This window comes from Pseudomonas sp. Z003-0.4C(8344-21) (genome assembly GCF_900104975.1).
Taxonomy (GTDB): domain Bacteria; phylum Pseudomonadota; class Gammaproteobacteria; order Pseudomonadales; family Pseudomonadaceae; genus Aquipseudomonas; species Aquipseudomonas granadensis.
On the sequence record NZ_LT629756.1, the window covers coordinates 3,048,260 to 3,073,341 of the forward strand.

General features: G+C 62.1%; 15 protein-coding genes. 12 read left to right on the top strand and 3 right to left on the bottom strand.

Features of this window, described 5'->3' with window-relative positions; translation table 11 throughout:
- Positions 1 to 475 precede the first annotated feature (475 nt).
- The gene (locus BLU24_RS14085; protein ID WP_093101248.1) at positions 476 to 12,973 is read left to right on the top strand and encodes a filamentous haemagglutinin family protein; all 12,498 of its coding nucleotides are present in this window, start codon (positions 476 to 478) and stop codon (positions 12,971 to 12,973) included.
- A 53-nt stretch (positions 12,974 to 13,026) separates the two neighbouring features.
- Here the strand turns inward: BLU24_RS14085 and BLU24_RS14090 are convergent, their stop codons facing one another.
- The 3 genes from BLU24_RS14090 to BLU24_RS14100 form a co-directional block, all read right to left on the bottom strand.
- Positions 13,027 to 13,314, bottom strand: a complete 288-nt coding sequence (locus BLU24_RS14090) for a type II toxin-antitoxin system RelE/ParE family toxin (RefSeq protein WP_331717147.1) — start codon at positions 13,312 to 13,314, stop codon at positions 13,027 to 13,029.
- On the bottom strand, positions 13,295 to 13,489 hold the full coding sequence (gene relB, locus BLU24_RS14095; RefSeq protein WP_093101253.1) for a type II toxin-antitoxin system RelB family antitoxin: 195 nt from the start codon (positions 13,487 to 13,489) through the stop codon (positions 13,295 to 13,297). Before relB ends, BLU24_RS14090 begins: the two co-directional genes overlap by 20 nt.
- A 253-nt stretch (positions 13,490 to 13,742) precedes the next feature.
- Positions 13,743 to 14,687 carry a SphA family protein gene (locus BLU24_RS14100; RefSeq protein ID WP_093101255.1) on the bottom strand — a complete coding sequence of 315 codons (945 nt, stop codon included), beginning with the start codon at positions 14,685 to 14,687 and terminating at the stop codon, positions 13,743 to 13,745.
- A 210-nt stretch (positions 14,688 to 14,897) separates the two neighbouring features.
- On the opposite strand from BLU24_RS14100, the gene BLU24_RS14105 reads away from it, so the two are divergent.
- The 11 genes from BLU24_RS14105 to BLU24_RS27630 all read left to right on the top strand — a co-directional run bounded on the left by BLU24_RS14105 (position 14,898) and on the right by BLU24_RS27630 (position 24,853).
- Positions 14,898 to 15,995 carry an AraC family transcriptional regulator gene (locus tag BLU24_RS14105; RefSeq protein ID WP_093101256.1) on the top strand — a complete coding sequence of 366 codons (1,098 nt, stop codon included), beginning with the start codon at positions 14,898 to 14,900 and terminating at the stop codon, positions 15,993 to 15,995.
- 189 nt (positions 15,996 to 16,184) lie between these two features.
- Complete coding sequence (locus BLU24_RS14110; RefSeq protein WP_093101258.1) at positions 16,185 to 17,072, top strand: Dyp-type peroxidase; 888 nt, start codon at positions 16,185 to 16,187, stop codon at positions 17,070 to 17,072.
- Between the two features lie 219 nt (positions 17,073 to 17,291).
- The gene (locus tag BLU24_RS14115; RefSeq protein ID WP_090283790.1) at positions 17,292 to 18,044 is read left to right on the top strand and encodes a GntR family transcriptional regulator; all 753 of its coding nucleotides are present in this window, start codon (positions 17,292 to 17,294) and stop codon (positions 18,042 to 18,044) included.
- Positions 18,041 to 19,771 carry a fumarate reductase/succinate dehydrogenase flavoprotein subunit gene (locus tag BLU24_RS14120; protein WP_093101260.1) on the top strand — a complete coding sequence of 577 codons (1,731 nt, stop codon included), beginning with the start codon at positions 18,041 to 18,043 and terminating at the stop codon, positions 19,769 to 19,771. Before BLU24_RS14115 ends, BLU24_RS14120 begins: the two co-directional genes overlap by 4 nt.
- Before the next feature lie 28 nt (positions 19,772 to 19,799).
- The gene (locus tag BLU24_RS14125; RefSeq protein ID WP_003225615.1) at positions 19,800 to 20,045 is read left to right on the top strand and encodes a 4Fe-4S dicluster domain-containing protein; all 246 of its coding nucleotides are present in this window, start codon (positions 19,800 to 19,802) and stop codon (positions 20,043 to 20,045) included.
- 237 nt (positions 20,046 to 20,282) lie between these two features.
- Positions 20,283 to 21,686, top strand: coding sequence for an ABC transporter substrate-binding protein (locus BLU24_RS14130; RefSeq protein WP_093101262.1), 1,404 nt, complete (start codon positions 20,283 to 20,285; stop codon positions 21,684 to 21,686).
- 134 nt (positions 21,687 to 21,820) lie between these two features.
- Positions 21,821 to 22,603 (top strand): ABC transporter permease, encoded by a 783-nt coding sequence (locus BLU24_RS14135; protein WP_093101264.1) that lies wholly within the window; start codon positions 21,821 to 21,823, stop codon positions 22,601 to 22,603.
- A complete protein-coding gene (locus tag BLU24_RS14140) occupies positions 22,603 to 23,451 on the top strand; it encodes an ABC transporter ATP-binding protein (protein WP_093101266.1) in 849 nt (282 codons plus the stop codon). The genes BLU24_RS14135 and BLU24_RS14140 overlap by 1 nt, the downstream gene beginning before the upstream one ends.
- Positions 23,448 to 24,410 carry a HEAT repeat domain-containing protein gene (locus BLU24_RS14145; RefSeq protein ID WP_093101268.1) on the top strand — a complete coding sequence of 321 codons (963 nt, stop codon included), beginning with the start codon at positions 23,448 to 23,450 and terminating at the stop codon, positions 24,408 to 24,410. The genes BLU24_RS14140 and BLU24_RS14145 overlap by 4 nt, the downstream gene beginning before the upstream one ends.
- Entirely contained in the window at positions 24,407 to 24,685 is a 279-nt protein-coding gene (locus BLU24_RS14150) for a DUF971 domain-containing protein (protein ID WP_093101270.1), read from the top strand. The genes BLU24_RS14145 and BLU24_RS14150 overlap by 4 nt, the downstream gene beginning before the upstream one ends.
- 6 nt (positions 24,686 to 24,691) lie before the next feature.
- Positions 24,692 to 24,853, top strand: coding sequence for a hypothetical protein (locus BLU24_RS27630; protein ID WP_157720848.1), 162 nt, complete (start codon positions 24,692 to 24,694; stop codon positions 24,851 to 24,853).
- Positions 24,854 to 25,082 lie beyond the last annotated feature (229 nt).

The following is a 25,082-nucleotide window of genomic DNA, read 5'->3' on the forward strand; positions in this document are numbered from 1 at the left end:
CTTTGGGGTTTGTGGTGGATTCGCCCCTCACCCCAGCCCTCTCCCCGAGGGAGAGGGAGCCGATCTATGTTGGCTTCGAAATCGCGTACGACTCCATATCCCAAGTCGGCGTAGTTCTCGCATCCACCACGGTCAGTCCCCTCTCCCTACGGGCGGTCCGACGTTTCGGGAGGGCTAGGGTGAGGGGCTTTTGATTTTTTGCTTTCAAGTCTGCATTCGACTCGGTATTTCACGCCGGCAATTCCCTGCCAATCACCTCGGTCAGTTCCCTCTTCCTCTGGGAGAGGGCCCGTCGGGCGGCGTTCCGATGAGGGGCTTTTGATTTTCAGCGTAGTTTCCCGCCCAGTTACTCCCCCTTCATGAAGTTTGTGTGACATCCGTTCGGTCGTGGTCCTTGCCAACTGCCTATGTCGTAACAGCAGGTCTATGCATGCCTGCAGCCATGTGTGGCAGTCAACAAAAGGATCTCGTAGTGATGCTCGCTCGCCCGTCCCGTCGTCGTTCCAACGTTCAGTCATCCAGGCGTGAAATCGTCGAGCCGGCGCTGTGGCTGCTCAAGCCGTTGGCGCAGGCGGTGGCGTTGTGTCTGGTGGCGGGTGGGGCGCAGGCGCAGACGGCGTTCAATTCGGCCTGGTTTGCGGCCAAGGGCGCGGCGCAGCAGGCTGCGGCGGCGCGGTCGGGTGGGGGTGGGTTGCCGGGGATGACGCCGCCGTTGGCGCAGCAGCAGAAGGCCAATCAGCAATTGCAGCGTTCGATTCAGACGCTCAACAACACGGTCGCGGCGATTGCTGCGCAGCAAGCGGCGCAGGCGGCTGGGCGGGCTGCGGCGTTGGGGACGGTGCAAGGGGTGCCGGACGGGCTGGGTGAGGGCGGCTTGAAGGTCGATAACAGCCTCGCCCAGGGCTGGCAGAACGCCAAAGGTCCGCAGCAGACCCAGAGCGGCGGCAAGACCACGGTGAAGATCGAGCAGACCGCCGACAAGGCGATCCTCAACTGGGAAACCTTCAACGTCGGTCGCAACACCACCGTCGAATTCGCCCAGCAATCGAACTGGGCGGTGCTCAACCGGGTCAACGATCCGAGCGCGCGGCCAAGCCAGATTCAGGGCCAGATCAAGGGCGACGGCACGGTGATGCTGATCAACCGCAACGGCATCGTCTTCAGCGGCAGCAGTCAGGTCAACGTGCGCAATCTGGTGGCCGCGGCGGCGAATATCACGGACATCCAGTTCCGTGACCGCGGGCTGTATTTTGACAGCAACGGCACGCAGCCGACCTTCACCGAAGCGGCCGGCAAGGTGCTGGTGGAGCGCGGCGCGGCCATCGAAACCCACAAACCGGCGGCCTCGACCGATGCCGGCGGTTACGCGTTATTGCTCGGCCATGACGTGCAGAACGACGGCAGCATCAGCACCGTGAAGGGCCAGACCGTACTCGCCGCCGGTGACCGCTTCTACATCCGCAAAGGCTCGGGCACCGAGGGCAATGCCCTGTCGACCACGTTCGGCAGTGAAGTCATTCCGGGGTTCAAAGCCGGGGCGGCTGCCGGCAAGGTCACCAACAACGGTCTGATTCAGTCGGCGACCGGTGACATCACCTTGGCCGGTCATGAGGTGGTGCAAAACGGCGTCTTGCTCGCCAGCACTTCGGTCGCAACGCGCGGCACGATTCACCTGAGCAACCCCAGCACCGACGCCACTGGCAGCATCACGCTGGGGCAGGGCAGTGCCACCGCGGTTCTGCTCGACAGCAGCGACCTGACCGCCCTCGACAGTCAGCATGACGCGGCGCTGACCGGCGTCAACGCCAACAACCGCATTCGGGGCGATCAATCGCGTATCGAGGTGCAGAGCGGTGGCACCGTCGAATTCCAGAATGGCTCGATTACCCTTGCCACTGGCGGCCAGGTGGCTGTCAGTGCGCAGCGCCGCAGCCTGGTGCGTGATGGCGCGATGATTGATGTGTCCGGAGCCCTCGGCGTCAAAGTGGCGATGGAAAACAACAGCATCAAGATCAACGTGCAGGGCAACGAGCAGCGCGATGCCTCGGGCAACCGTGACAAAGGCGCGCTCAACAGCAATGACATCTGGGTCGACGTGCGCGAACTGGTTTACGTGCCGGCCGGCACCAACGGCTATGCCACCGACCGCTGGTACACGGCAGGTGGCTTGCTCGAAGTCGGTGGTTATCTCGGCACCCAAGGTCACAGCGTTGGCGAGTGGATGGCCCAGGGCGGTACGGTGAGTTTTGCCGGCAACGACGTGGTCACCGAGAACGGTTCGCTGATCAACCTGTCGGGCGGTACCCTCGATGTGCAGAGTGGCGAAGTGCGGCAGAGTTGGCTGCGTGGCGAGGATGGCAAACTCTATGAAGTTTCCCGCGCTCCCGGGGATTTGCTCTACACCGGGCTGTACAAGGGATATGAGGATCACAGTGAACGCTGGGGTCAGACCAGCGTTTTTTATAACCCGCTGATTGCCCCACGCTCACGGTTCGAGTCGGGATACACCGTCGGCCGCGACGCCGGGCAACTGGTGATCGCCACCGCCAACGCGCTGCTTGATGGACAGATGGTTGGCGAGGTGTACCAGGGCGAGCGGCAGAATCAGGCGCCGAAACCTCAGCTCGATGGCTACGATCAGAGCCAGACGGCGCTGGCGCGGCGTGCGCAATTGATCGTCGGCAGTTATGAGCCGACCTATGTCGCGGCGGCGGGCGGCTTGTTGTACACGCTCAATCCGACGCTCGATAAAGTGCAGATCGGTGGCGAACGTCCGGTCGGCGGCAGTGATCTGGATCTCACCGGTGCGGTGGCCGATGCACGCAAGGGCGCGTTGTTCCTCGATAACAAGCAACTCAACGGTTTCCGCCTCGGCGCGCTCAAGGTCGCGGCCAGGGATCAGGTCGTGGTCGATGGCGCGCTCACGGTCGATAACGGCGGCGACATCACCCTGTATGCGCCGGATGTGCAGATTGGTGCCGATCTGACCGCGCGTGGCGGCAGTCTGCGGCTGGGCAACGTACTCAATCAGTTCCTCAGCAGCGGTACCACTGACACCCGCCTGACGGCGAAGGATGGCAAGGCGACGCAAGTCACCGTCACCGAGGGCGTGCGGCTTGATGCCGGTGGTCTGTGGAGCAACCTGCGCACCAACCCGGACGACAGCGCCAGCCTGGCGTACCTCAACGGTGGTCTGCTGTCGATTCGCAGCAGTGGCGATATCGACATCGGCGCCGGCAGCCTGCTGGACGTTTCGTCCGGCGGCGCCATCCTGGCCAACGGCAAGACCCGGGGCGGCAAGGGCGGTGACCTGAAGCTGGAGTCCAGTGCCATTTCAGCGCCTGGCCAGACGCATCTCAAGCTTGAAGGCGATTTGCGCGGTTACGGTGTCATCGGTGGCGGCACGTTGACGGTGCAGGCCAACAAGATACGCGTCGGGCAGACTGACAAAGCGCTGGCAGACCATACCCTGCAAGTGTCTGCCGACTTGTTCAAAAAAGGTTTTTCCGCTTACAACCTCATCGGCCTGAGTGGGCTGCAGGTTGCCGAAGGCGCCGCGATCGACGTGAGCATGCCGGTGTACCGCTTTACCGAGCAAGCGCTGAATCTGGCCAGCGCTGTCGACCCTCGGGCGGCGCTGGAACTGTGGACACCGCCGCTGTTTCAACAAGATCCGCTCAAAGGCGTGCTGACACAACGCGGCGGCGCCAGCCTGACCCTGCAAGGCGGGGCCAGCTTGATCGGGCTGATCGATGCCACCAACAGCACGTTAACCCTGGACCGCGGATCGCGCATCAGCGTCGATCCGGGGCAGCGCATCACGCTGCGTGGCGCGGGGCAGATTACGGTTGACGGTGAGCTGAACGCCTGGGGCGGTACGATCGATGTCCGTCAACAGCAGTTCGGGTCGATCAATCCGACCACGTCTAATCAACAGGCCGACCCGAAGGCGCACGAGCGTTCGATCTGGATCGGCGAACAGGCCGTGCTCGACGTTGCCGGGCGCGCCAGCACGGCGCCCGATGCGCTAGGCCGAAGCTACGGCCAGGTCGGCAAGGGTGGCAGCATCATTGTCGGTGGCGAGATCGATGCAACAGCCGCCACCGCAACGGCGGCCGATGCCTACGTGATTGTTCGCCAGGGCGCGCGGCTCGACGCGTCCGGTAGCGAGGCGGTGCTCGACGTTGCGGGCCAGGGCCCGACCCGTGTCGCCAGCGACGGCGGACGCATCAGCCTGAGTTCCTACAACGGGCTGTTCATCGACGGTGATTTGCGCGCGGCGGCCGGTGGTCTCGGCGCGGCGGGTGGACGTCTGGAGCTGGCCCTTGAAACGCCGTTGTACGCGGACTCGGCGAGCAACGCGGTACGCGCGCCACGGGAAATGATCGTCGGCCAAAGCGCCGGTGGCAAACCGTTGCCGGTGGATCTGCAACCGGGCGAGGCTGCCGATGGCTTGCGTTATGGGCAGACGCGCCTGAGTGCGGACAGCTTGATGGCCGGCGGTTTCGATAACCTGAGTCTGTTCAGCAACGGTCTGCTGTCGTTTGACGGTGATGTCGCTCTGCAGATGAAGCAGAGCCTCAATCTTTATGCCGCAGCGCTGTCGCTGGCTGAGGATTCAAAGGCGACGGCCCATGTCGAGTTGAGCGCTCCGTACCTGCGGCTGTCAGGTGTCGGCAGCTACTTCGCGGGCGTTGGCTTAATGCGTCCGCGACTGCTGCTCAATCCAACAACGAAGCTGGCCGACGCAACCTTCAGCGCATCGGCCAATCTACTGGATCTGCGCAATGGCCTGTCATTCGGCACCCAGGGTTCGATCGCGCAACTGCAGGCTCCGGCGGTGGAATACAGTCGGCGCGCTTTTGGTCGGGTGTCCCTGAACAGCAGCGGTGACCTGCGTTTCCTCGCGCCGAACGATGGCGCACCGAAAACCCGACTATGGACGCCGGGTGACCTGGACCTGGGCGCAGCGCAGATTTATCCGGCGACGGGGGTACAGGCTGAGGTGCGCGTCGGTTATCAGGGTGACATTGCCACTTCCTCACACACCCTGCGCATCAGCGGTCGCGGACCGGCACCCGCTGCCGTGCCGTACTCGGTATTCGGCAGTTTGAGTTTGGCAGCGGGCACCATTGAGCAGGGCGGCGTTATCCGCGCGCCACTGGGCTTGATTACAGTAGGTGACGATGTGGTCACCAAAACCCGCGAAGTGCGCCTGCTGCCGGGCAGCGTGACGTCAGTCAGCGGCGCCGGACTGGTGATGCCTTACGGCGGCACTACCGATGGCATCGATTATCGCTACGACGGCAAGTCTGTGGTGCTGAACGGCGTCACCGGTGATACCGATGGCGTTGTGCTGAACTCGCAATTCATTGATGTACAGAGCGGCGCGCTGATCGACCTGTCAGGCGGTGGCGATTTGCGTGGCGCCGGATTCGTTTCCGGACGCGGCGGTTCCACCGATGCGCGTTTCAACCCGCTGGTGCGCAATGCCGGCGACGGCAGCTTCAGCCTGCCGGGTCTGGCGAGCAACCCGGTGTACGCCATCGTTCCGGGCGATCAGAGCGTTTACGCGCCGATGCTGGCCGAGGCAGGTGCGGTCGACCCGCGTATCGGCCAGCAGATCACCCTCGGCGCAGGCGTGCCGGGGCTGGCGGCGGGCACCTACACCCTGTTGCCGTCGACCTTTGCGCTGTTGCCGGGGGCGTTCCGGGTCGAGGTCAACGGCCAGGCCACAGCAGGCGCGATGAATTCGGCGTTGCCATTGCGCAACGGTTCGTGGGCAGGTAGCGGGCAATTGTCGATTGCCAATACCGGAGTCCGTGACAGCCTCGCCAGCCAGGTCATCCTGACTTCGGCGGATGTGTTGCGGCGGTACTCGCAATACAACGAAACCGGGTTCACGCAGTTCATTCAAAGCGATGCGGCACGCCGTGGCATACCTCGCGCACTGGCGCCGATGGATGGCAAAACGCTGGACATGCGGTTAAGCGCCGGTGGCGAGCAGGATATCGCCTTGCTGTTCAACGGGCAGGCGTTGTTCAAGGCTGTCGAGGGTGGCTTTACCGGTACGGCTGCGATACGCGGCGGCAATGCCGGCGCTGACATCGAAGTACTCGGCACGGGACGTGCGCCGACCGAGGATTTCGCCGGTGTGTCGCTGTATGCCGATTCGCTGAACAACCTCAACGCCGCGCGCTTGACCCTCGGTGCATTGCCCAAGGTTGTGTACAACATCTCACCCAACCTCATCGAGTTCACGGGCACCAGCACCAATATCGTCCTGCGCGAAGGCGCGATTCTGGCTGCGCCGGAGGTCATCTTGCGCACCACCTCGACCCTGGGTGGCATCACCGTCGAGGCAGGTGCCGGGATCAATACCCTGGGGCATGGCAAGGTGGCTTACGATTCGACCGCCGGCTATCTGTATCAGCCGCGCAATTCCAGTCTGTTGCTGGCTTCCAACGGCTGGACCAACGTGCTGGCGCCAGAGGTGGCGAGCGGCATCACGGGCGCCGGCAGTATCCGCATCGGCACCTGCGCGACGGACCTCTGCACTGCGCCGGCAGTGCTCTATTCGACCGGCAGCATCACCGCCGCCACGGACAATCAGTTCGAACTCAGTGACGCGGTGCGTTTCGGCACCCGGCATCTGGCGTTGTCGGTCGGTGCGGTGAATGCCGGCAGTGCCGAGGCACTGGCCGCGGCGGGTAATCGCGTACCCGCCGGATTGACGCTCAATCAGAATGTCCTCGACCGTTTGCTGCGCGGCGATACGCAGGCCGGTGCGCCGGCCCTGGAAACCCTCAGTCTCACCACCCGCGATGCATTCAACTTCTTTGGCAGCGTCAGCCTCGACACCCTCGATCCGCAGACCGGCCAGAGCAAACTGCAGAATCTGGTACTGGCCACGCCCGCGATCTACGGTCTGGGCGATGCCAGCGATGTGGCGAGCATCCGCACCGCCAGTCTGATCTGGAACGGCGCTACGCAGAGCCCTGGCGGTGTCATTGCCGACGGCGCCGGCACGGGCAGCGGCACCCTGGACATTCAGGCACAACGCATCGAACTGGGTTACGGGCCGATGCCGCAAGCCAGTGGTCTGGATCAGAACAATCGTCTGGCGCTGGGTTTTGCCAACGTCAACCTGACGGCCAGCGAGCGCATCACCGCCAACCACAAGGGCAGCCTCGCCGTGTATCAGGAACAGGGCGCTTACGACCCGGTCAAGGGTTACACCTACAGCGGCGGCAACCTCAATCTGCGTACGCCGTTGCTCACCGGTGAGGCGGCATCGGTCAACCTGCTCAAGGCCGGTAACAACCTGACGCTCAATGGTGGCGGGGCTGCCGGTGTCGCGGATGCGTTGGGTGCAGAACTCAATCTCGAGGCGCGCAGTATCGTTCTCGACAGCCGTATTACCCTGGCCAGCGGCAAACTGACGGTCAAGTCCGAAGAGGATCTGAATCTGGGTAGCGGCGCGGTGCTGGATCTGGCCGGGCGTACCTTGCCGTTCAACGATGTGAACAAATACAGCTGGGGCGGTGATGTGTCGCTGTTCAGCGCCAACGGCGACATTCGTCAGGCGGCGGGCTCGCGAATCGATCTGTCGGCGAAGAACAATCAGGCCGGCCACCTCAGCGCCATCGCATTGGCTGACGCGGCGGGAACTGTCGATCTGCAAGGACAGATCCTTGGCGGTAGCAGCGGTTATTACGATGCCGGCGGCACGCTGGTGCCGTACAAGGCGGGCGGTGTGGAAATCCGTGCGCAACGGCTGGGCGGTGATGCCACTGAGCAGTTCGCAGCGCTCAATCAGCGCCTGAACGTTGGGCAAGTGTTCGGCAGCCGCAGCTTGCAGCTCAAGCAAGGCGATCTGCTGATCGGCGATGGCCTCAAGGCGAGCGAGGTCAACGTTTCGCTGGACAACGGCAGCCTGACCGTTGCGGGACTTGTTGACGCCAGTGGCGAGCGCGTCGGCAGCATACGCCTGTCGGCCAAAAACGGCCTGACCCTCACCGGCAACAGCGTCCTCGACGCTCACGGCCGCGTGTTGCGCGTCGACAGTTATGGCGAAATCATCGATGCGCCAAACCGCGCCACCGTCGAGCTCAACTCCGGTGAAGGCGTGCTGACGCTGGCCTCCGGTGCGCGGATCGACCTGCGCCACGGCACCGATGCCGTGCCGGGCAATCTGGCCGGGCAAAACGATGGCATGTTGCGTGGCACGCTGGAGCTGAATGCGCCGCGCCTGGGCAGCAATGACATCGCCATCGATGCCAGCGGTGCGCTGACGATCCAGGGCGCACGCTCCATCGGCCTCAACGGCACCCGTCGCTATACCGATGCCCGCGATGGCGTCGATGAGGCGGTGAGTGGTCGACCGTATCAAGTGATCGATCAGGCCATGCTGGATCGTATCCACACCGACAGCGCCACCTTCATCAATGCCGCGCTGAGCAACACGGATCTGCTGCAACGCAAACTGGCTGGCCTCAACAACGCCACCTATGCGGACGCTTTCCACCTGCGCCCCGGTGTGGAAATTGCCAGCAAAACCGCGGACGGCGATATGGTGGTGGAAGGCGATCTGGACTTGTCCGGTTATCGCTACGCCAGCCTCAACCGGCATACACAACTGAACCCGTCGGTTTACGGTTCCGGTGAGGCTGGCAGCCTGGTGATTCGCGCCGGTGGCAACCTCGACATCTATGGCAGCATCAACGACGGCTTCGCGCCGCCGCCGGAAACCGTCGATGACGCTGGCTGGAAACTGATTGCCGGGGTGCAACCGTTTGGCGGTGATCTGATCGTGCCGGGCAGCGGTGTTTCGCTGGCCGAAGGCACGCAGTTTCCGATCGGCGCCACGCTCAATTACGACGTGACGATTCAGGGCGCAGTCCTGGCCAGTGGCACCTTGCTGCCGACGCAGGCGGTGCTGACCGAAGCGTACACCTTCAGCGCCGGTACGGTGCTGACCGGCGCCATTCATGACCCGAGCGGCAACTTGCTGTACGCCGCCGGTACGTTGCTGAGCGAGAGCGTGACGTTGCCCGCGCAAACGCGCCTTGGCGCCGGCATTCGCCTGAACAAGGCGACCGCTCTGCAAGCCATGACCTGGCCTAAAGGCGTGCCCTTGCCGGGGGTTTACGACGCCGATCTCCTCAGCGTCTCCGGGGTGAAACTCAGTGGTTCGCTGGCGTTGCTGCGCGGTTCGCTGATTCCGTCGATGACCGATGTGAAACTTGCCGAGGGCACGTCGTTGATTGAGCTGCGACCGTTCACCGGCGAGCAACAAGGCAAGAACTGGGCAGTGGCAAGCATGTTGCCTTCCGGCAGCGCGTCGTGGTCGATGCGTGTAGTGGCGGGCGCGGACCTTGATGCTGCCGACAGCCGTACGGTAAAACCGCTGACAGGCGAGGGCAATCTGCACCTGGCGGATAGTCACTACGGCGTAAAGGTCACCACCGAGGCCGGCAAACTGGTCTGGGCCGCTGGCAACCCGTATGGATTCCCTGAGTTCGAGCCGGTGTCCGAGGAATATCTCATCCTGTGCGATATAGAACCGGGCGACTGCGCACCCATGGCCCGCTGGGTCTGGGCACCGGGCAGCGGCATGGGCGCGGACTACGAGCCGGTGCCGGAAGAATATTACGTGATCTGTGATCTACAGCCAGATCTGTGCATTGGCAACAATCCCGGGAAAACGGCCAAAGCCCACACCCAGATGTTCAGCGTGCTGCGCACCGGTACGGGTGATCTCGACCTCATCGCAGCTGGTAATCTGAGCATGGACTCACCGTTTGGCGTGTACACCGCCGGCACCCAGTCGGCGAATATCGACCCGCTCTACAATCAGCCGCGCGGGCATCTTTCGGACAGCAATTCGGTGCTTGGCAGCGCTGGCACCGATTATGAAAAATGGGTCAACGGTGGGACTGACAGCCTCTATCAGGCCTGGTATCCGCAGTTGGGCGGCAACCTGACGATCAATGCCGGCGGCTCGGTGTCCGGCGATTCGGTGGGCACCAAAGTGTCCTCGCTGAACGGTGGCTTTCGCGAACAGATGGCGAGTGCCGCCGTCGGTAACTGGCTGTGGCGTCAAGGCACGGGCGATGCGGGCATGCCTACAGCCTGGTGGATCAACTTCGGCAGCTATGGCAGCCAGCTGATTTCAACCGGGAGCAACAACACCGAACCGTACCTGGTGGGCTTCACCGGCTTCGGCACCCTGGGCGGCGGCAACATCAGTCTGCGCGCCGGGGCAGACGTCGGCATGCTCAAACCGCTGGGTGATGCGATCAATTACCCGCGCAGCCAAGGAGTGATCCTCGCCGTCGGCAGCACCGGGCGAGTCGGCAGCGATGGCAGTGTGCAAATGACCGGTGGCGGCGACATGGATATTCGCATCGGCGGTGCGCTCAATCCGTCCCTGCAAGCGCGCGCCAGTGAGACCGGCATCGGCAAGCCGACCCATGATCTGCAAGGCGCGTTGATCAACCTGCGCGGTGCGGCGCAATTGAACGGCGGTGCGCTGGGCGGCATCAACCTGCAATACGGTGCGTTGGCGCAGGTCAACGATTCACGGGAAACACGCCCGTTCGATCCCTTCACGGCAACCGTCGGCAGTGCGTCTGGTGGCCTGGTGCTCATACCGGGCGATTCGGCCATGCAGCTCAACAGCCGCGGTGACCTGGTGTTGGGCGGGGCGACAGATCCGGGTCGCGTCATCCTGACCAATGCCTCGCCGGTCTATGACGACACTGGCAGCGTCACCCAGGGCGGCGTACTCAGTGGTTTCTCGCTGTGGACCGAGCACACGGCAATCGACCTGTTCTCAGCCGGCGGCAACCTGGCGCCGAGCACTCAAATCGGCGAATTCAGCGAGTTCGGCAGGTTGATCAGCGGCCGTAATACCTCACCGACCGACGGCCGCTTTGTCTATCCGTCCATATTGCGTGCGGTGGCAGGGCAGGGCTCGATTTATGCCGGGCCATCGGCGACGTTTACCAACCTGCAAAACCCGCTGACGGCTTACTCATTGCTTCTGGCACCGTCGCCATCGGGGCAGCTCGAGCTGCTGGCCGGTGATTCCATTTATGCCGGCGGTTACGCCATCAACCAGTCCGGGGCCAGTCCTTCGGCGATTGCCACGCCGTTCAATCCGGCCTTCAATACTTTCGCCACAAACACCTCCGGCAAACCGCAGAGCAGCAACTACAGCAGAGACGGCGTACTGCCGGACAGCAACACGCGTTATCCATTGTTCGCGTTCGGTCCCGACAGCTATTCGGAACTGAACGGCGGTCGGGCATCGGCACGGTTCTACGCCCTGACCGGCGATCTGGTCGGGGTTCGCAGTGGCGAAACCTTGAGTTTCGGAACGAGCAAGCGCACTTGGTATGAAGCGGCAGGCCCGGTGTGGATGGTAGCGGGGCGTGACATCGTGGCTTCCGGGACTTACCTGGGGCAGCCCACGCCTGTGCAGGCAGATGAGATAGGTGTCGGGCAGGAAGTCATCACCTCGTCCGGCAACGTATTTGTGCACAACGATCCGCATGACGTTTCGCGCGTTTGGGCCGGGCGCGACATTCTCTACAGCAGCTTCGATATTGCCGGGCCTGGCACGCTGGACGTCAATGCCGGACGCAACATCGTCATGGAGGACCGCGCCAGCATCACCAGCCTTGGCTCAATCGTGGCGGGAGACAACCGTCCGGGCGCCAGTGTGGTATTGCAGGCCGGCATCGGCGCGCAGGGGCCGGATTATTCGCGTTTTATCGCGCGCTATCTGGACCCGCAAAATCTGGCCAATCCCGATGCTTCGTTAAGCGCGCAGCCAGGCAAGGTGGTCAAGAGCTACGTCGGTGAACTGCAGAGCTGGCTGACCCTCGGTTACGGCTTCAGCGGCAACGCCGAACAGGCACAAGCCTTCTACGCCGCGCTGCCGAGTGCCGAGCAAGCGATCTTCGCGCGGCAGGTGTACTTCGCCGAACTGCGCGCCGGTGGCCTGGAATACAACGACGCCGACGGTCCGCGTCCGGGCAGTTATCTGCGTGGCCGCAACGCGATAGCTGCGTTGTTCCCGACCACTGATGTTGCCGGCAATGCGATCCGTTATGACGGCGACATCACGCTCTACGGCGGAGCAGGGGTCAAGACCCTGTTCGGCGGCGACATTCAGATGCTCACCCCGGGCGGTGGTCAGGTGTTCGGCATCGAAGGTGCAGCACCGCCGTCCACGGCCGGGATCATCACCCAGGGCTCGGGCAACATTCAGCTGTATTCGCAAGGCAGCATTCTGCTCGGGCAGAGCCGGATCATGACCACCTTCGGCGGCTCGATTCTCGGCTGGTCGGCCGAGGGCGACATCAACGCCGGTCGCGGTTCGAAAACCACCGTGGTCTACACCCCGCCAAAACGTGTCTACGACACTTGGGGCAACGTCACGCTGTCGCCATCGGTGCCGAGCACCGGCGCCGGTATCGCCACGCTCAACCCGATTGCCGAAGTGGCACCGGGCGATATCGACCTGATCGCGCCGCTGGGCACCATTGATGCGGGCGAGGCGGGGATTCGCGTGTCTGGCAACGTCAACATCGCCGCCCTGACGGTGGTCAACGCCGCAAACATTTCGGTGCAGGGCAAGGCGACCGGTGTGCCGGTGGTGTCGGCGGTGAATACCGGCGCGATCACCTCGGCCAGCTCGGCAGCCTCTTCTGCCACGCAAGCGGCGGAAGATGTGGCGCGCCAGCAACAAGCGGCGGCGCGGCAGAATCAGGCCTCGGTATTTACCGTGCAGGTGCTGAGCTTCGGCAACGAACAGCTCACACCCTCGCGCGATGGCGCCAGCCGCGCACCGGCGCCGGGGTACAACCCGAACAGCCCGGTGCAGGTACTGGGCGCCGGGGCGTTGGATGAACAGGCCAGGCAGCAGTTGACCGAGGAGGAGCGTGGGCAGCTGACGTTGTAAGAGGACTCTCGTGCAGTACGTTTGGGCGACCGGTGGGTCGCCCTTTTTTTATTCTATGAGTTTCGCGGGTATTGTTGTCGGGTGTGAACCAGCGTCAGGATTCTGATGCGGCCGTTTACCCGATAGACCAGCAGATAGTTTGAATTGACCACCATTTCCCGGGTACCTGGCACTCGACCGGATCTGTAGCTATAGGGTATTGATGAAAGCCTTTGCGTTGCTGCACCCACCTTGTGTTGCAGAGCAACTGAAGCGTTGGAATTGTGTTGTTCAACGTAATCGATAATGTCAGCCAGATCGTCCAGAGCTTGATCGCTCCATTCAAGCGGCAGCGCGTCGATTCTTGCGTTTCTCTTCTAATAATTGGTCGAGCCGCACCATGGCTTCCTCGTGGGGGATGCCCGGGCGAGGATCATCCAGCGCAGTCTGCACCTTGGCACGAAACCAGCGATCGTAGCTCTCTGCCTCTTCTTCGGAATCGAACTCAGAATAAAACGGGGAAAGCAATAGGCTCATATGACCTCCGTGATCAATTTCAAGCAGTCTAAGGGGAATGGCTCATTGTCGTCACTGGCTGACGATGCACCCCATGAGCCCTTGATGAACCATGGGATAACGGAGCCCAGTATCTGCAAGCACCCCCTTTAAATCTGCCAGACGTTTCCTCCTGTCGTCGGGTAATCACGACCGCCGCTGTAGGCGTATTCCATCGATACGTTTTTCAGTTGTTCAGGCTACAAATTCGGGTGCGAATTTCCTACAAATTTACTCAAAAGGCATACGGAATACTGATCTTCGCCCACAACATTTCCCCCTCCGGCCGGTTTTCCACATCAAGCTCCTTGGCCCAGCGGATCTCGGCGCTGGCGTATTTGAGGAAGGTGAAATGCAGCGCCGGGCCGATGGCGAAGACCTGCCCACGTACGCCGTCATCGACGTCCTGCCCGGCGAACTGCACGGTATGGCCGAACTGTTTGTCGTCGGTGGTCTGTTTCAGGTAATAGCCGTTGATACCGAGCATCAGGTCGTCGGTCAGCTTGTAGCTGGCCGAATAATCGAAGTGGAAGATCTGTCCTGATTTGTAGTCGGTGTCCTTGTTCTTCTCGTTGAAGCTGTAGGTGGTCTTCATCGAGACTTCAGTCTTGTCGGTCGGCAGCCAGGTGAAGGAAAACAACGGTTTGTAGGTGTAGAAATTGTTGCTGGTGTTGGCCAGCCGATCGACGCTGTATTCGCCGGTGGGGACGGTGATTTCCAACGCAGCAGCGAGGGTCAGGTCCTTGCCCATGTCCCACAGGATGATCGGCGCGACGGTGGTATCGCCCATGCCTTCGCGGGTGTCACGCAGGCCGAACACCGAGACCTCCTGCTTCAGCCACGGCTGGGCGATGTACCCGGCCAAGCGCCCGCCGAACACCCGCACGGGGCTCAGATAGTCGAGGCGCGGAATCACCGCGGTCGATTCGATCTCGACATTCGGCACCTTGCCGCCCAGCGAGCTGATATTGAGCTTCCGTGACTTGTAATGGTTGTAGTAGAGGTTGAACGCGACCATGTGGTCGGGAAGGCTGTCGACGTCAGTCGGCAGCATGAAGAAACCATCGGTGCCGGGGCCGATATTGTCGACGCCGGCCTCGGTCGCCAAGGCCGCTGCGTTAGCGCAGCCCAGCAAGCAAAGGGCCAGGCGCAGGGGGAATGTCGCGCGGTTCGGGTGCATGGCGGTCCTCATTATTATTGTGTTGGAGCGCAACGCCGGCACACGGGGTGTCGGGTACGCTAGAAATAAGCGCTTGGCGCCCGGCGGGGCAGGGTATTGGCGGACAATCAGGGGGACTTCTGCGGACACTCGGCCAACCCTGTGCTAACTTCGTTCGACATAACCGGTTACAAAAATAACAATCAAGCGTGATCCGGAATGTCAGCCCCCATGAACGTAAAAGTCCAAGACCCCACTTTTGAAATAGCGATGGTCTCGCCATTCCTGTTGCAGACTCTCGCCGACGTGGTGCAGATCAACGGTGTCGATCCGCAGAGCCTGTGTCGCGGGCTGGGTTTCAACCTCGAAGATCTGCAGGATCCGGCGCAGCGGATCTCCTATCGTCAGGCCGTGGCGATGATTCAACGTGCGCTCAAGGTGCTGCCCAATCAGGGCCTGGGGTTGTGGGTCGGTGCGCAGAATGTGTTGGGTACGCTGGGCTTGCTCGGCCATGTGCTGTCGCTGTGCAAGACCTTGCGCGATGCGTTCGCGCTTGGCATTCGCCATCAGCACACCTCGGGCGGGATTGTCGTATCGAGTGTCGATGTGGTGGGCGATCAGGTTTGGCTCGATGCCGAATGTCGCCTGCCATTTGCAGATGTGCAGGTGTTTGCGGTCGAGGAATTCTTCGCCAGTCTGCTGGTGTACGGGCGCGCGCTGGTGGGGGCTGAATTCAAGGCGGTCGCCGTGGAATTCGTGCATGCCGCACCGGACTATCGCAGCGAATATCAGCGCTTGCTCGGGCCGGACGTGCGCTTTGGTTGTCTGCACAATCGCATGCTGATCGACGTGCAATGGCTGGACGTGAACCTGCCCAATCATCATTCACTGGCGTTGCGGCAGGCCGTGGCGTTGCTGGAGCTGGAGGCGGCGCAGGTGCATCAGAAGCTCGATTTGATTCAGGCGGTGGAGCGGGCGATCGCTCGGGACTTGAGTCGTGGCAGCCATATCGAAAAGATTGCCGGCGACTTGAACATGAGCAGCCGCACCTTGCGCCGGCGCCTGACCGAGCACGGGCTGACGTTCGAGGCCTTGCTGGAGCAAGTGCGCCAGGCGCGCACATTGAGCCTGCTGGCGAATCCGCACATGCCTATCGAGCGCATCACCGAAGAAGTCGGCTACAGCGACGTGCGCAGTTTTCGCCGCGCCTTCAAACGCTGGACCGGACTGAGCCCGAGTGCCTGGCGCAACGAGGCCAACCCTCACCCCAGCCCTCTCCCAGAGGGAGAGGGAGCCGACCGAGGCGTCTTGAGTCATGCATCGACCTGAGAAACCGCGTCGATGATGAACTCACAGCAGGATGTTCAACTCGACGAAGCCCTCGGACATCCCCCAATCAGTTTCCTCTACCTCTGGGAGAGGGCTTTGGTGAGGGTCCTCGGTGTTCTACACATTCACCAAACCCCCACAAATCCACCGCCCGCAGGTAAACTCCGCGCACTTTTTCAAGGAGTTCACATGAGTTACTACCAGCCGGGCATTCTCGCCACCCCAGTTCCTGCGCAAGCGCGTCACCTGTTCTTCGCCCTCGAGTCGGTGGAAGCGCTGCCGCAGGCGCTCGACAACCTGCTGAATCAGGTAGATGGCGCGTCGGCGGTGGTGGGTTTCGGTGAACCGCTGGTCAAGGTGCTCAACGTGCACATCGACGGTCTGCGCAGCTTCCCGGCACTGGCCGGCGTCGGTGTCGAAAACCCTGCCACCCAGCACGCGCTGTGGGTCTGGTTGCACGGCGTCGACCGTGGCGAATTGCTCAATCGCTCCAACGCCCTCGAAGCCGCACTCGCACCGGCCTTGCGCCTCGTCGATCGTCAGGAAGCCTTTCGCCACAAGGACGGCCACGACCTGACCGGCTATGAAGACGGCACGGAAAACCCACACGATGACGCCGCCATCGCTGCCGCGCTGCTGAGCCAAGGCGCTGACGGCCACGTCGGTGCCAGTTTCGCCGCCATCCAGCAGTGGCAGCACGACCTCAAGGGCTTTCACCAACTGTCCGCCGAAGACAAAGACAACATCATGGGCCGGCGCCTGAGCGACAACGAAGAAATCGACGACGCGCCGGTTTCGGCCCACGTCAAACGCACCGCGCAGGAAAGCTTTGCCCCGGAAGCCTTCGTCGTGCGCCGCTCGATGCCGTGGATCGAAGGCGATCGCGCCGGTTTGATGTTCCTCGCGTTCGGCTTCTCGCTGGATGCCTTCGAAGCGCAACTGCGGCGTATGAGCGGCCTGGAAGACGGCATCACCGACGGCTTGTACCGTATCAGCCGGCCAATCACCGGCGGCTACTACTGGTGCCCGCCACTCCAGAACGGCCACCTCGACCTGCGCGCCTTGCGCATCGGCTGATCGCGTGCTGTACCGCGATTCCCTGTAGGAGTGAGCCTGCTCGCGATAGCGGTGTGTAAGACAACACATCAATGACTGACACACCGCTATCGCGAGCAGGCTCACTCCTGCAAAAGCGACCGTGTGAAGCGTCTAAGGTTATGCCCATTCGGTATTTCCCACACTTGTCATAACAACCCTAAGATCACGCCATAACTCGTTATGACAAGTGATCCGAAGATGACCGATAACGTTCTCTCCCTTGGCAGCGTCCCGCTGCACACCCAGTTGCGCGACGTGCTGCGCGCGCGGATTCTCGACGGTGAATACCCGCAAGACAGCCAGATGCCCTCCGAAAGCGAACTCGGTGCGCTGTTCAAAGTCAGCCGCATCACCGTGCGCCAGGCACTCGGTGATCTGCAGAAAGAAGGGCTGATCTTCAAGATCCACGGCAAAGGCACCTTCGTCGCCAAGCCGAAAACCTTCCAGAATGTCAGCAGCCTGCAAGGCCTCGCCGAGTCGATGACCGGCCGCGGTTACGAGGTGATCAACCGCCTGCGCAGTTTCAGATTCATTGCCGCAGACAAGCGTGTCGCCGAGCGTTTGCAGGTAGCGGAAGGCGAAATCGTCGCGCAGATCAAACGCGTGCGCCTGATCAACCGCGAGCCGATCTCGCTGGAAATCACCTACCTGCCCAAAGCGCTGGGCGAGCGTCTGGAGAAGGCTGATCTGGTCACCCGCGACATTTTCCTGATCCTCGAAAACGACTGCGGCATCGCCCTCGGCCACGCCGATCTGGCCATCGACGCGGTGCTGGCCGACAGCGACCTGACCCAGGCGCTCAACGTCGAGGCCGGTTCGCCGATCATGCGCATTGAGCGTCTGACCCACGATGCCCAAGGCCAGCCGCTGGACTTTGAACACCTTTACTACCGTGGCGATGCCTTCCAGTACCGCCTGCGCATCGATCGGCAAAAAGGGGAGCAGGCATGACCCGCAACGTGCTCGAGCAGGAATACGACATCGTCGTGATTGGTGGCGGTACGGCCGGGCCGATGGCGGCGATCAAGGCGAAAGAGCAGAACCGTGACTTGCGCGTTCTGCTGGTCGACAAGGCCAATGTCAAACGCAGTGGCGCGATCAGCATGGGCATGGACGGCCTGAACAACGCGATCATTCCCGGCCACTCGACGCCGGAGCAGTACACCAAGGAAATCACCATCGCCAACGACGGCATCGTCAATCAGGCAGCGGTGTATGCCTATGCGACCCACAGTTTCGAAACGATCGAACAGCTCGACCGCTGGGGCGTGAAATTCGAGAAGGACGAAACCGGCGATTACGCGGTGAAAAAGGTCCACCACATGGGCGCCTACGTGCTGCCGATGCCGGAAGGGCACGACATCAAGAAAGTTCTGTATCGGCAGTTGAAGCGCGCTCGGGTGAGCATTACCAATCGCCTGGTCTGCACGCGTTTGCTGACCGACGAGGAGGGCGCCGTCAATGGCGTGATGGGCTTTGATTGCCGCACCGCCGATTTCCATGTGATCAAGGCCAAAGCGGTGATCCTCGCGTGCGGTGCGGCGGGGCGCCTCGGTCTGCCGTCGTCGGGCTACCTGATGGGCACGTATGAGAACCCGACCAATGCCGGCGACGGCTACGCGATGGCCTATCACGCCGGCGCCGAACTGGCCAACCTCGAGTGCTTCCAGATCAACCCGCTGATCAAGGACTACAACGGCCCGGCCTGCGCCTACGTCACTGGTCCCCTGGGCGGCTACACCGCCAACAACAAGGGCGAGCGCTTCATCGAGTGCGATTACTGGAGCGGGCAGATGATGTGGGAATTTCATCAGGAACTGGAGAGCGGCAACGGCCCCGTGTTCCTCAAACTCGATCACCTGGCCGAGGAAACCATCCAGAACATCGAGGAGATCCTGCACAGCAACGAGCGCCCGAGTCGCGGCCAGTTTCACGCCAATCGCGGCACCGACTACCGCACGCACATGGTCGAGATGCACATTTCCGAAATCGGCTTTTGCAGCGGCCACTCGGCGTCTGGCGTGTGGGTCAACGAACGCGCAGAAACCTCGGTGAAAGGCCTGTACTCGGCGGGTGATATGGCCGCCGTGCCGCACAACTACATGCTTGGCGCCTTCACTTACGGCTGGTTCGCCGGGCATAACGCGGCGGAGTTTGTCGCCGACCGCGAATTTACGGCGCTGGATGCCGAGCAGATCGCCAAGGAAAAGGCTCGGGTCTACGCACCACTGGATCGCGAAGACGGCCTGCCGCCAGCGCAGGTCGAATACAAGCTGCGGCGCTTCGTCAACGACTACCTGCAACCGCCGAAAGTAACGAAAAAAATGCAGATCGGCCTGCAACGCTTCAGCGACATCGAGCGCGATCTCGAGCAGATGAAAGCCAACAATGCTCACGAACTGATGCGCGCGATGGAAACCAGCGTGATTCGCGACTGCGCCGAAATGGCTGCTCGCGCCTCGTTGTTCCGCGCCGAAAGCCGCTGGGGCTTGTATCACTACCGCGTCGATCACCCGCAACGCGACGACAGCGAGTGGTTCTGCCATTGCCACCTGAAGAAGGGCGAGGACGGCCAGATGACCAGTTTCAAGAAAGCCGTCGAGCCTTACATCATCCCGCTCGATGCCGAAGAACTGCAGGCCTACGACCGCTTGCGCGTAGGCGCCTTCGCCGCTTGATGCACGACTAAACAAGAGAGCCCGAACCATGGCCTATCAAGCTCAGGAAATCTTCTTCCGCTCCAACGCTCCCGTCACCGTGGACGAGGACAAATGCATCGCCGAAAAGGGCTGCACCGTGTGTGTCGATGTGTGCCCGATGGACTTGCTGGCGATCAACCCGGCGACGCAAAAAGCCTACATGGCGTTCGATGAATGCTGGTACTGCATGCCGTGCGAGAAAGATTGCCCGACCGGGGCCGTCAAGGTCGACATCCCCTATCTCCTGCGTTGATCGGGCGGACGCCATCGCTGGCAAGCCAGCTCCCACAGGGATTTGTGGTCGAACAACGATTGTATAAACACCGAAGTAAACTGTGGGAGCTGGCTTGCCAGCGATGAGGCCAGCCGAGACAACCCAAAGCCATCCGGAAACGCCGGACGCTCGATTTACCGAAACCCCCTCGTTTCCCACCGCACCCTGATCGCGGCGGAGACGAACATCCAATAAACGATTCGAGGGGAAACACCCATGTTGCGTGCAGCAATTGCCGGTCTGCTACTGGCTTCGTTCACCGTGTCGGCTTCGGCCGAAACCATCCGCATCGCCATCGGCACCCAGGACACCACCATCAACTGCGCCGCTGGCGGTTTGTTGATTCGTGAACTCGGTCTGCTCGATAAATACCTGCCCCACGACGGCGCCTACAAAGACGCCAGATACGACGTGCAGTGGAAGAACTTCACCAGCGGCGCACCGCTGACCAACGAGATGGTCGCCGGCAAACTCGACTTCGGCGCCATGGCCGATTTCCCCGGTGCGTTCAACGGCGTGGCGTTTGAAACCGCGGGCAAGCACAGCCTGTTCATCAGTGTGCTGTCGGGCAGCATCAAGGGCAGCGGCAACGGCATCGTCGTGCCGAGCGCGTCCACGGTGCAGTCGCTGGCCGAGCTCAAGGGCAAGACCATTTCCGTGCCGTTCGCCTCCACAGCCCACGGCATGTTGTTGCGTGCGGTGGCGGCGCAGGGCTGGGATCCGCTCAAGGACGTCAATATCATCGCCCAGCCACCGGAAGTCGCTGGCTCGGCGTTGCAGGCTGGCAAGATCGACGCCCACGCTGATTTTGTGCCGTTCGCCGAACTGTTCCCCAGCCGCGGTTTCGCTCGCAAGATTTATGACGGCTCTCAAGCCAACGCGCCGACATTTCACGGTGCGCTGGTCGATCAGGCCTATGCGAAGAAATACCCGGAAATCGTCATCGCGTATCTGCAGGCGAGTATCGAAGCCAATCGACTGCTCGCCGCAGAGCCTGAGAAATACAGCGAACTGATCGCCAAGGTCACCGGTGTCGATGCCGAGGTCGCCTACCTGTTCCACGGCCCGCTTGGCGTGCAGACCCGTGACCTGAGCTGGAAACCTGAATATCGCCAAGCGGTGGGTACCGCCATCGACTCGCTGAAGCTGCTGAAGAAGGCCGATCGCGGGCTCGATCTCAACAGCTTCATCGACGACCAGTACATCCGCGCGGCGTTCAAGGCGTCGAATCTGGATTACACCGCGCAACTGGCCGATTACGCGCAAACGCCATTGACGGGGGTGGATGCCGCAACGGGCAAAGCGATCACCGACGTCAGCCATGTCGCGGAAATCTGGGTGCGCGGCGAAGACAAGGTGCGCCGTTATGCCTCGGCTGAATCGGCGTTCAGCGCGTTGGCCGCGTTGAAGCAGGAGGGCAAAAACATTCGTGCGGTGTATGCGCAGGCGAGCGACAGCGGGATCAAGTTGTTGGCCGAGCAGGCGTGGTTTGCCAGTGATGCGAAGGGGCGGTTGAGTGCGTTTCTGCTGAAGGGGCAGGCGCAGGCGTTTGCTTCGGTGCAGGGGGGCAAGGTGTTTGACTTTACCGATGCTACGACGCAGGCCGTTGCTGCTCGCTAACTTCGGAACACCGTTTCCCCTGTAGGAGTGAGCCTGCTCGCGATAGCGGTGGCACACCCAAAATATCATCGCCTGACACACCGCTATCGCGAGCAGGCTCACTCCTACAGGGATTTGTGTTGAGAGGAATTATTGTGTACCGATCCTGTTTACGCTGGGTTCCAAGAGCCGCCTCCCTGCTGCTCTGCCTGCTGTTCTGGCAACTCGCTGCCAGCCACCACTGGAACCTCGGCCTGGTCACGTTCGCCAACGTGCCCCCGCCATTGGCCGTGATCGAAGCCGCTTTGGGCCTCGGTGACTCCGGCAAACTCTGGCAGCACCTGACCGCCAGCCTCGGCCGCGTGTTTGCCGGTTACCTCGCCGCGCTGGTCATCGGCATCGCCCTGGGCCTGGCCATCGGCCGCTCGAAATGGGCCGAAGACGTGTTGCTGCCACCGCTGGAAGTCCTGCGCCCGATTCCCGCCGTGGCGTGGATACCGCTGGCAATCCTGATGTTTCCGTCCTCGGAACTGTCGATGGTCTTCATCACCTTCACCGGCGCACTGTTTCCGATTCTGCTCAACACCGTGCACGGCGTCGAGGGCGTCGACCCGCGGCTGGTCGCTTCAGCGAAAAGCCTCGGGGCAGGACGCCGGGCGATTCTGCTCGAAGTGATTCTGCCCGGCGCGGCACCGAGCATCATCACTGGCCTGGCCATCGGCATGGGCACGTCGTGGTTCTGTCTGGTCACGGCGGAAATGATCTCCGGCCAGTTCGGCATCGGCTACTACACGTGGGAGTCCTACACCATTCAGAACTACGCCGACATTGTCGTCGGCATGCTGCTCATCGGTGTGCTGGGCATGGGCAGCAGTGGGCTGATCAAACGTCTGGGCGGCGTGTTCACGCCTTGGCATCGACCGCGAGGAAAAGCCTGATGAGCGTAATGCAAACTCCGCAGGGGCGGATCGACATTCGCCAGTTGTCGATCGTGCTCGGCGAAGGTCGCGATGCTTTCGAAGCGGTGCAGGATCTCGATTGCCAGATCGAACCCGGCCAGTTCGTGTGCATTCTCGGCCCGTCCGGTTGCGGCAAATCGACGTTGCTCGGCGCTCTGGCCGGGCACTTGAAGGCCAGCACCGGCAGCCTGAGAGTCGACGGCGCGGCGGTGTCCGGGCCATCGCCGCAGCGCGGCATGGTGTTCCAGCATCACACGCTGTTTCCATGGCGCACGGTGCGCGACAACGTTGCCTTCGGCTTGAAGATGCGCGGTATCGGCAAGGTCGAGCGGCATCGCGCGGCCGATGACATTCTCAAACTGGTGGGCCTCGACGGATTTGCCGAGCGCTGGCCCGATCAGCTGTCCGGCGGCATGCAGCAACGGGTGGAAATTGCTCGGGTGCTGGTCAATCGTCCACGGCTGTTGCTGATGGACGAGCCGTTCGGCGCACTGGATGCGCTGACCCGCCTGAACATGCAGGAACTGCTGCTGGATATCTGGACGCGCATCCGTACCACCGTCGTGTTCGTCACCCACGACATCGACGAAGCGCTGTTTCTCGCCGACCGCTTGCTGGTGATGAGCGCACGCCCTGGGCGGATCATCGAAGACCTGCGTCTGGATTTCCCGCGTCCGCGCACCAGCGAACTGGTCACCAGCGCTGAATTCGCGCGCCTCAAGCGTCATTGCCTCGACCTGCTGCGCCACGACACCGACCGACCGCTGCCGCGCCTCAACCCGCTCGGCTTGCCTCCTGAAAACCCTTTGCCGCGATTTGCCCTATGACCTCTATTTTTGCTGTGACCGATATCGATGAAATCCTTGCCCTGCAACCGCGCCTGACCGCTGATGACGCTGGTGTGCGGCGCATCGCCCTGATCGAGCTGGCGGATCTTGAAGAACCCGACGGCTTGCTCTGGCTGGTCGATCGACTTGGCCACGATCCTGCCGAAGAAGTGCGTGCCGAAGCAGCGCGATTGCTTGAGGCCTGGGAGGATGAGCCGGTCGTGCAGGCCTTGTGTGAGGCGCTGACCGATCCATCGCTGGCCGTGCAAGCGGCTGCCGCACAAAGCCTTAGTCTGCTCAAGTCTGAAGCGGCGGGGCGGGTGATTCTGCCGTGGACTGATCATGCCGACGTTAATGTGCGCATCGCTGCGTTTCGCGCTTTACGTGAGTTGCGTTTTGCCGACGCGGCACCCGCTGCCGTCGCCGCGCTGAACGATGCCGACGCCAATGTGCGCCGCGAAGCGGTCGGCGTGCTGGGTTGGCTCAAGCAACTCGACGCGCTGCCGGCGTTGGCGCGTTTGGCCAGCGACGATCCGGACACCGAAGTGCGCCGTGCGGCTACCGGAGCGCTGGGTTTGGCCTCCTGTGCCGAGGTGTTGCCAGCTCTGCGTCAGGCCTTGCGCGACATTGCGTGGCAGGTGCGCGAAGAAGCTGCGACGACGTTGGGCAAGGTCGGCCATGGCGACGCCGGCCCGGCGCTGGTCGAGGCGTTGAGCGATGACTATTGGCAAGTGCGTCTGCGCGCCACTCGCAGCCTGGGTCGTTTGCGTTTTGTGCCGGCGCTGGAGGCGTTGATCGATACGCTCGGTCATCGCATCAGCAACCTGCGCAAGGAGGCGGCGCTGGCCTTGGGTGAGCTGAATGATCGTGGCGCGGTGGCGGCTTTGCAGGCGGCGCAGGATGACGGCGATCCGGAAGTGCGCAAGGCGGTGCGCATTGCCTTGAGTCAGTTGCAATGAGTCCTTTGGCGGTGGTCAATTCGCAGAGCACGCGGACGTTGCGCCTGAGCTGGCCGGATGGGCGTGAGTCGGTGTTGGGGCATGCTCAACTGCGGCGGCAGTGTCCGTGTTCGCAATGCCGTGCGTTTCGGCTGCGGGGGGTTACGCCGTTCGTCGATGATCGGGTGCGTCTGGTTGAGGTGAATGGTCAGGGGTATGGGGTGCAGTTGGTGTTCAGTGATGGGCATCAGCGGGGGATTTATCCCTGGGAGTATCTGGTGGGGCTGGGGGCCTGATATTCAATGGCGTACGCGGTTGAAACTGTGGGAGCCAGCCTGCTGGCGATGGCTTTTTTTCAGGCGCTGAGTTTTTTTGGTTTGGGTACATATCCTTTGCTTCGGGTGCTGCGGCTGGCGGTTTCGCCTGACGGCGACTTACTTTTTTACAAGCGCCTAAAAAAGTAAGCAAAAAACGCTAGCTCCTGCGTTCGGCCCTCGCAGGCTCGGGTCCCTTCGCTCCGGGATCGATCCGGGCGCAGCGGCTACGGTTTGCTTCGCTGCACCTCCTTCCGCTGTGTCTGGCTGCGCCAGACGGTCGCTACGCTCCCACGCCCGGATCAATCCCTACGCTCAGCCTTCCGATGTCGCTGGTTAGGCGAGATCAAGAGCACTCGAGCTAACGCTCATTGTTGAG

Excerpts from the sequence above, each read along its gene's own strand:
- BLU24_RS14085 (WP_093101248.1), top strand. The coding sequence starts at position 476 with ATGCTCGCTCGCCCGTCCCGTCGTCGTTCCAACGTTCAGTCATCCAGG.
- relB (WP_093101253.1), bottom strand. The coding sequence starts at position 13,489 with ATGAGCCTATTGCTTTCCCCGTTTTATTCTGAGTTCGATTCCGAAGAA.
- BLU24_RS14100 (WP_093101255.1), bottom strand. The coding sequence starts at position 14,687 with ATGCACCCGAACCGCGCGACATTCCCCCTGCGCCTGGCCCTTTGCTTG.
- BLU24_RS14105 (WP_093101256.1), top strand. The coding sequence starts at position 14,898 with ATGAACGTAAAAGTCCAAGACCCCACTTTTGAAATAGCGATGGTCTCG.
- BLU24_RS14110 (WP_093101258.1), top strand. The coding sequence starts at position 16,185 with ATGAGTTACTACCAGCCGGGCATTCTCGCCACCCCAGTTCCTGCGCAA.
- BLU24_RS14115 (WP_090283790.1), top strand. The coding sequence starts at position 17,292 with ATGACCGATAACGTTCTCTCCCTTGGCAGCGTCCCGCTGCACACCCAG.
- BLU24_RS14120 (WP_093101260.1), top strand. The coding sequence starts at position 18,041 with ATGACCCGCAACGTGCTCGAGCAGGAATACGACATCGTCGTGATTGGT.
- BLU24_RS14125 (WP_003225615.1), top strand. The coding sequence starts at position 19,800 with ATGGCCTATCAAGCTCAGGAAATCTTCTTCCGCTCCAACGCTCCCGTC.
- BLU24_RS14130 (WP_093101262.1), top strand. The coding sequence starts at position 20,283 with ATGTTGCGTGCAGCAATTGCCGGTCTGCTACTGGCTTCGTTCACCGTG.
- BLU24_RS14140 (WP_093101266.1), top strand. The coding sequence starts at position 22,603 with ATGAGCGTAATGCAAACTCCGCAGGGGCGGATCGACATTCGCCAGTTG.
- BLU24_RS14145 (WP_093101268.1), top strand. The coding sequence starts at position 23,448 with ATGACCTCTATTTTTGCTGTGACCGATATCGATGAAATCCTTGCCCTG.
- BLU24_RS14150 (WP_093101270.1), top strand. The coding sequence starts at position 24,407 with ATGAGTCCTTTGGCGGTGGTCAATTCGCAGAGCACGCGGACGTTGCGC.
- BLU24_RS27630 (WP_157720848.1), top strand. The coding sequence starts at position 24,692 with ATGGCGTACGCGGTTGAAACTGTGGGAGCCAGCCTGCTGGCGATGGCT.